Origin of the sequence: Caballeronia sp., assembly GCF_049581465.1 — a bacterium.
In the GTDB taxonomy this organism is placed as follows: domain Bacteria; phylum Pseudomonadota; class Gammaproteobacteria; order Burkholderiales; family Burkholderiaceae; genus Caballeronia.
Map to the genome: position 1 here is coordinate 1 of NZ_JBAUSA010000300.1, position 7,150 is coordinate 7,150.

General features: G+C 56.4%; 5 protein-coding genes and 1 pseudogene. 4 read left to right on the plus strand and 2 right to left on the minus strand.

Annotated elements, in window-relative coordinates; genetic code table 11:
* Positions 1–416 (plus strand): cytochrome P460 family protein (locus WCA53_RS07490; protein WP_423907523.1); only part of this gene is annotated, 416 nt, incomplete at its 5' end.
* Positions 417–551: 135 nt separating this feature from the next.
* On the opposite strand, the gene WCA53_RS07495 is transcribed toward WCA53_RS07490, so the two are convergent.
* Positions 552–1,004 carry a winged helix-turn-helix transcriptional regulator gene (locus WCA53_RS07495; protein WP_423907525.1) on the minus strand — a complete coding sequence of 151 codons (453 nt, stop codon included), beginning with the start codon at positions 1,002–1,004 and terminating at the stop codon, positions 552–554.
* 519 nt (positions 1,005–1,523) lie between these two features.
* Here WCA53_RS07495 and WCA53_RS07500 point away from each other — a divergent pair.
* The 3 genes from WCA53_RS07500 (at position 1,524) to WCA53_RS07510 (ending at position 6,128) form a co-directional block, all read left to right on the plus strand.
* Positions 1,524–3,902 carry an AMP-binding protein gene (locus WCA53_RS07500; RefSeq protein WP_423907527.1) on the plus strand — a complete coding sequence of 793 codons (2,379 nt, stop codon included), beginning with the start codon at positions 1,524–1,526 and terminating at the stop codon, positions 3,900–3,902.
* A 103-nt stretch (positions 3,903–4,005) separates the two neighbouring features.
* Complete coding sequence (locus tag WCA53_RS07505; RefSeq protein WP_423907530.1) at positions 4,006–5,436, plus strand: malonyl-CoA decarboxylase; 1,431 nt, start codon at positions 4,006–4,008, stop codon at positions 5,434–5,436.
* Between the two features lie 107 nt (positions 5,437–5,543).
* Positions 5,544–6,128 carry a carboxymuconolactone decarboxylase family protein gene (locus WCA53_RS07510; protein WP_423907532.1) on the plus strand — a complete coding sequence of 195 codons (585 nt, stop codon included), beginning with the start codon at positions 5,544–5,546 and terminating at the stop codon, positions 6,126–6,128.
* A gap of 824 nt (positions 6,129–6,952) precedes the next feature.
* On the opposite strand, the pseudogene WCA53_RS07515 reads toward WCA53_RS07510, so the two are convergent.
* Positions 6,953–7,150, minus strand: a pseudogene (locus tag WCA53_RS07515) (hypothetical protein); the annotation flags it as partial.

Here is a 7,150-nt window from a genome sequence, read left to right on the forward strand (position 1 = left end):
TAGCTTCACCGATTTATGGCGTCACGATTCCAAATGGCTATCGAAAGTGGGAAATGATCGCACCGGCACAAGAAGCAGCGCCGCTCGACGAGTTGCGCGTTGTCCTCGGCAACCCGACTGCGGTCAAGGCGATCGAAAATTCCACCCTTCCGTACCCCGAGGGTACTGTGCTTGTTAAGCTCGCGTACAAGCGCAAGCAGCCTGATAAGTTACCGTCCGCAACTATGCCTGGACAGCCGACTACTGTTCAGGTGATGGTCAAAGACTCGCGTAAGTACGCGTCGACCGGGGGCTGGGTTTTTGGACGTTTTATTAACGGCGTACCGGCTGACGAGGCACAGCATCAGACATGCTTTGCGTGTCATGCGGCGCACGCGAAAGATCAAGACTACGTATTCACGCGGTTTGCTGCCTGAGTCCATTGAGTGAACGGACGGACGCTCTTCGACGGTTCGTCGATGCCTCAGCGCTCGGCGTTTCGACACGATATGGACCACTAACAACCGCATCATTCTCCGCCGTCGTTCAGTCAATAAAAACCTACCAGGGACTTAACGGAGGTCGTTGCCGCGACGTCGCGCGACGATCCTCTGCGAGCTGTTCAAAACGCCACTGCCGCTCGGCCCGCTGCGCATGAAGGTATCGTAAGCACCCAAGACCTGACCATTCTCAGCAAGCACCTCGACTAGCCGAATGGGCCGACCGGTCTTACGCTCGATCACTTCAATCCGGGGTCCTGTGGGTTTCCCCATCCAGCGCTCTGCCCACTGGTTCAGAAAGATGATCACGGGATAGGTATCGAGCCCCTTTTGCGTCAGGCGGTACTCGACCGCTCGACCATCACCCGCAACCTTATGCTTGGACAGGATGTCCGCCTCGACCAGTTTGGCGAGCCGGTCAGCGAGAACGTTTGCCGCAATGCCCAGATGCTCGCTGAATTCGTCGAATCGCCGTATGCCGTGAAAGGCACTGCGGAGGATGACAAGCGTCCATTTGTCACCCATTTGCTCAACTGCCTGGGCGACTCCGCAATCAACGTCTGCAAAGGAGCTTCTCGTCATTCTGCGGTACCTGCGACTGTAAAATTGCGATTATATCACTTTCGTTAAAAAACAGATCTATGCGGCCACCAATATGTCAACCCGGAGGAATCACGGGGTCGGCTGCCCGGTCGAGTTTTTTCTCTGGGCGCCGTGAAGGTTAGCTAAAACGCCTTACAGACGCGGTCAAAAGTCGAGGTCAGTCGGTCTCCAGCCCCGGAACGCTCCGGATCATGCTCAGAATTGCTCGAAACCGTTTCTGTACAGACAAAGGACCTTTCTGCAATCTAGATTGCTTAAAGAAAGTTACATCACTAGAGTGGACCTCATGCCGTTACGAGACGTAGGGCCACACGGAAGAGCTGGATTTGCTCAGGAATCGGGGCCACGGCGTACAGCACAAAGAACCTCCGCCAGTCGAGCTGCACGGATTTTCCCGGCGCAGAGTCGCTCAGCGAGCATAAAGATAGGAGACGAAAACGTATGTCGACTTTGCCTGTTCCAGCCTCTCGGGCTGGTCAATCAGTCTCGTGTCCCGGCAATTTGGGATTACTACTTCCGCAAGCCGCGACGAGATTTGGCGATCAGCCAGCACTTTACTTTGAAGGACTCTGGTCGAGTTATCGAGAGCTTGACCGTGATAGCAGCCAATTCGCCGATGGCCTGTCCAGCCTCGGAGTGGGACCGAAGAGCCGTGTTGTCCTCCACGTCGCGAATTCGCTGGATTGGATCGTTGCCTACCACGGGGTGTTGAAAACCGGCGCAGTCGTCGTTCCAGTCGATTTCATGCTCACGGCCGAGGAAGTAATTTTTATTGCTCGCGACTGCGATGCCACGGTTCTTATCAGTGGTCTCGAAGATCCTGCAGCGCTCGAGCAAGTCCGTAGCGAGGCGTCGCTCCCGACACTGGTTTTATCTTCCGGGGCCGCCGAAGTCAGCAATGCCGTCCGGCAGTCAGACCTGATAGAACAAGGAGACACCCTCTTTCCGCCAGTCGAAACCCACCTCGACGAGCTTGCCTGCATCAGTTATACGTCGGGCACGACGGGCAAGCCCAAAGGCGTGATGCTGTCTCATCGAAACATACTGCTTGGCGCAGCGCTGACGGCTCAAGCGCACTGCCGCACTGCCGATGACGTGTTCCTGTCGGCATTGCCGCTCACCCATGTCTACGGTAACAACATCATTCACGCAAGCATCCTGGTCGGCGGCCGCTTCGTATTGCTGCGGCGTTTCGATTCCGAGGCTGCGCTGTCTTCCATCGAGGCGCATCGGGTCACCATGTTTGAGGGCGTCCCGACGATGTACTTGCGCATTCTGTCCCACTCACGCCGGGAAAAGCACGACCTTCGATCACTGGTCCGATGTACGGTGGGAGGACAAACCATGCCGCTCGGAAAAATACCCGAAGTGGAGCGGCTCCTGGGATGTCCGCTCGTTGAGCTTTGGGGTATGACCGAGCTCGCAGGAACGGCGGCAACTCATCAGGTTACCGAACAAGGACCGCATGGTTCGATTGGCCGAGCCCTGCCGGGTATGGAGGCTTGCATCATGGCGGACGCAGGACGCTCACACGATCCTCAAGGCAACACTGGGGAGCTCTGCATGCGCGGGCCGTTGGTGATGCAGGGGTACCTCAACCGGCCGGAGGCGACCGCGGAAGCCATCGATGCGGACGGATGGCTGCACACGGGAGACCTTGCGACAACCGATGCGGCCGGCTACCTGTACATCGCAGGTCGCACCAAGGACATCATCATTAGCGCGGGCTACAACATCTATCCCACCGAGGTCGAAGCAGCGATAGCACAACATCCATCCGTGGCGATGGTCGCCGTCGGTAAATCGCTGGACGCGGAAAAAGGCGAGATTGCCGTTGCTTACGTCGTGCTGAAACCGGGTCATGTCGCGCTGGCGGGGGAGATAGAGCAGACGGCCCGTGACCGGCTTGCGCCGTATAAGGTTCCTCGTCGCGTTGTGTTCGTCGAGGACCTCCCGAAGAACGGATCAGGAAAAATCATGCGACATCGTCTCGAAGAAGCAAAGCCGATATCCGACATGGCACCTGCGGCATCGCAGGCACGCTATCAGTTCATCAAGACGGAAGTCGTCGATCAAATCGGCATTGTCGTGATGCACGGTCCCAAGGGCATTAATGCGTTGAACGAAACCATGATTCTCGAGATCGGCGACGCGCTTCACCGGTTTGACCGCGACCCGACGATACGATGCATGATCCTTCGCGCTGGAACGCCCAAATACTTTTCCGTTGGGGCTGACATCAACGAAATGGCGTCGCGAACCCTCACCGAGGCAATCGATGAAGACTTCTTTACCTTCGGTTGGGCACGCATCGGCCAATGCCGCAAGCCCCTCATTGCGGCTGTCAGCGGATTAGCTCTTGGCGGCGGTTGCGAACTGGCGCTGATGAGTGACGTGATTATCGCCAGCGATACGGCTCAGTTCGGACTGCCGGAAGCGCGCTTGGGCATATTCCCTGGTGCAGGCGGCACGCAACGACTGGTCCGGCAGATCGGGAAGTCCAAAGCAATGGAAATGATCCTGACAGGCGAGGTCAATCTCACCGCTGCGGAGGCTCTTTCATCAGGTCTTGCGGCGCGCGTCGTTCCGGCGGGGAACCTATACGCTGCGGCACTTGAATTGGCAAAAAAGATCGGCGCCAATTCAACATTGACAGTCCGGATGGCAAAAGAATCAATTAACAGAGCTTATGAAAGCTCGCTGGGGGAGGGCCTGCTGTTCGAGCGCAGGCTGTTCTACGCGTCGTTGGCTACCGATGAAAAAGCCGAGGGCACAAGGGCATTTCTAGAGCAGCGTCAACCGGTTTTCCATGACCGGTAGGGTTTGCCGAAGGATGGATTGATCGACGTGCGGCGTGCGACGTCCGGCAACCCAGCCCGCAAAGTTTATTCGATTATAGATAGCATTACTAATGGAATTTATTATGGACCTCATTGCATCTCATGGCAGCAAGCCGGTCGACGAATTGCAAGCAGTCGATTCGAATGGCAAGAACGATGTGAACGCCTCATTCGTGAGACGTCTGCTCGCTACGCTAGTCGGCCGGGGACTCGCACTGGTGAGATGGCGACCTGCCGCGCTGTCGTTGCCCGGGCGAGCAACTGGCGCGGATACCGACCTGGTTGGGCTCGGTGACATGTTGCTTTCCCGTCGCGGGGAGGCTTCGGGGGTTGCCATCGCCAAACGCCTGTTGAGGGCCTACACCCGTGCGAATGAGGATTCCCGCATTCAATTCCTTCGTTCGCTTGCCGTTCGTTTCGGACCAGATCTTGAAAAGGTAAAGGCAGCCGCAAATGTTTTCCTGTCTGCCGGCACCCCAGAGGCCGCGCAGGCGTTGCATGTTGCCGCAGAGCCCCGGCGTCAGGAATTGTTCCGGCGACTTAACCTGGCACCAGACGGGACGGCGGCCCTCATCCGGATGCGCGAGGAGCTCTTGAGTCATATAAACGCTGGTAGCAGGCTGGAGGCAGTGGATGCGGACATCCTTCACCTATTTACCGCCTGGTTCAATCGAGGCTTCCTGCTGGCACGTCCGATCGACTGGACAACACCGGCTCATATTCTGGAAAAGATTATCCGGTACGAGGCTGTCCATCAGATACAGGATTGGCAAGACCTGCGCCGCCGTATCGAACCGTCGGACAGGCGATGTTTTGCGTTTTTTCACCCATGCCTGCTCGACGAACCCCTGATTTTCGTAGAGGTAGCACTGACTCGTGACGTTCCAGCAGCGATTGGACCGCTGCTGGCTGCAGAGCGCGAGCCAATGCCCGCGACAGAAGCCACCACGGCTGTCTTTTACTCCATCTCGAACTGCCAGGTAGGGTTGCGCGGCATCTCGTTCGGCAATTTCCTGATCAAACAGGTTGCCGAAGAACTGAAAAAGTCCCTCCCTTCGATATCAAGGTTTGTGACGCTTTCGCCCGTACCAGGATTCAGTCGCTGGCTGGACAAGGAGCGTCAGTCTGTCGAATCGACCGCTTTTTCGCCGGAAGACCGGGAGAAGCTCAAGGCGCTTGACGAGCCGGAATGGTTTGCAAGTCAAGAACAACTCGACGCGTTGCGCGGGCCTTTGCTGAGGGGTGCAGCTTATTATTTCCTGTACGCCAAGGCACTGATTGGCCGGCCACTGGATCCTGTTGCACGCTTCCACCTAGGTAACGGGGCACGACTTGATCGCCTTAATCTGCTTGGTGATACGTCACAGAGGGGAATCAAGCAGTCGAAGGGCTTGATGGTGAACTATCTGTATGACCTCAAGGTGGTCGAGAAAAATCACGAGCTTTACGCGGATACCGGAGAGGTCGTGGCATCTCCGATCGTCCGTCGGCTACTGGCTCATGACGCAGCTTGAAACTATGGTTCCTTGCCGCAGCATTTCCGTTGGAATGTCGCCGCCGTGACAGGTCTGAGACATTCCATTCAATCGAAGTACACGATCCTTAAAGTAGGAGCACAGCGATGCGTTTACCACTACTCCCGCCGACCAGTCTGTCGGGCGAACAAAAAGAACTCTACGACGACATCATGAAGGTCGTTAGCAAGAATTTTGGAAGCTTTACCGTCATGCGAAAGGATGGTGCGCTGATGGGGCCGTTCAATGCCATGCTGCACTTCCCGGCGTTTGGTCGGGCCGCCTGGGCCATGAACAGGACGATGTATGACCATACTGTGCTGCCGAAATCCGTGCTGCAGATAGCAGTACTGGTTACCGGGACGCGACTCGGTTCCAGGTTCCAGATCTATGGGCATGAACACCTGGCAAAGGACGCTGGTGTCCCAGCCGCCAAGATCGCGACGATCGTCGCGGGAGAGCGCCCGACCGATCTGACCCGGGAAGAATCGGTCGCTTACGACGTTGCGGCCGCCTTGAATCGAGGCGCTCCTTTGCCTGAGACGATCTACCAGGCGGGTGTCGAAGCGTTCGGCAAGCAGGGCATGGGAGAAATCATCTACCTGGTCGGCTGTTTCCACCTGGTCGCTATTGTTCTCAATGGCTACGATGTTTCCGTACCCGATCGCGATAATGAGGATGGCCGCAACTGAGACCCCGCCTGAATCATTCGAGCAAGTCGACTTGCGCGGCGCAATCGAAGTGACCTTGGTTGCATTGTGTAAAAAGTGAATTGAGGCTAGCGATGTTTGTGCCGTCGAAGTTCAGCGTCAGTTTGGATCCAGGAAGACGCCGCGCAGTACTTCGCTGACGAAGGGTTTGACCTTGCGATCCGCGTCCGCGCTCCCACCCGATTCACGTGTGGCAAAGCGAATGCGTGCATCCATTTTTGTGTTTCTCTAACTATATAGGTCCTATCATGAATAACAATCTGATCTCCTTTTCGAAAACGACGGCAACTTTTGTCGCGACCGGCGCATGCTTTCTCGTAGCGATATATCTGGGGGCGTGGGTGACAATTTTGGTGCATTAGGGCAGCAGAGGTAGCACTCGAGGCTGAAAAATAGGCCTCACGTTGCTGGTACGACTCGCGCAAGACGCGTGCGATGAAGCATTCCAAGTCGCTCTATCACGGCTACAGTTTTCCAGCGGCGGCCATCACTTGAGCCGTCGCGAGGCCAGTCGGCATTGCGGCAGAGTTGGGCCGCGAAGCGACTGCGATCTTGAGTGTAGCGGTTGCACCGATGCAGACCGGAGCAGCACCATGCTTGCACTCGATTGGCGAAAGTGTCGGTGTTTCAGTACGGTCAAACTTGCGAGAGTTGCCGGGCTTTGTTCGCAAATATGGAGGACTACGTGGGGATTGCGTCCGGCGGTGCGCGAAACCACCGGCGTGTGGACATGCCCCGCGACCACTCATAGGGACGATTCAATGTCGCTCATCGATTTCTCTCCTCATTCATGACTTTACCGCCACTTACGCGCCTCTCGCCAATTGCCCAGTGGAGAGCTGCTGATTCCGCTGCGTTAAGAAATTCAACAAACCATCGACTCCGTGCTGTGCGATCTGATCGGCGAACTGCTGCTTTTGGTTGCTTCCGTTGTTGGGCATTAAAGGCACAAGCATTTTTTTAGGAGCGTCAGAATGGACGTATGGCTCGTTACTGCTCTTGGG

Excerpts from the sequence above, each read along its gene's own strand:
- WCA53_RS07495 (WP_423907525.1), bottom strand. The coding sequence starts at position 1,004 with ATGGGTGACAAATGGACGCTTGTCATCCTCCGCAGTGCCTTTCACGGC.
- WCA53_RS07500 (WP_423907527.1), top strand. The coding sequence starts at position 1,524 with ATGTCGACTTTGCCTGTTCCAGCCTCTCGGGCTGGTCAATCAGTCTCG.
- WCA53_RS07505 (WP_423907530.1), top strand. The coding sequence starts at position 4,006 with ATGGACCTCATTGCATCTCATGGCAGCAAGCCGGTCGACGAATTGCAA.
- WCA53_RS07510 (WP_423907532.1), top strand. The coding sequence starts at position 5,544 with ATGCGTTTACCACTACTCCCGCCGACCAGTCTGTCGGGCGAACAAAAA.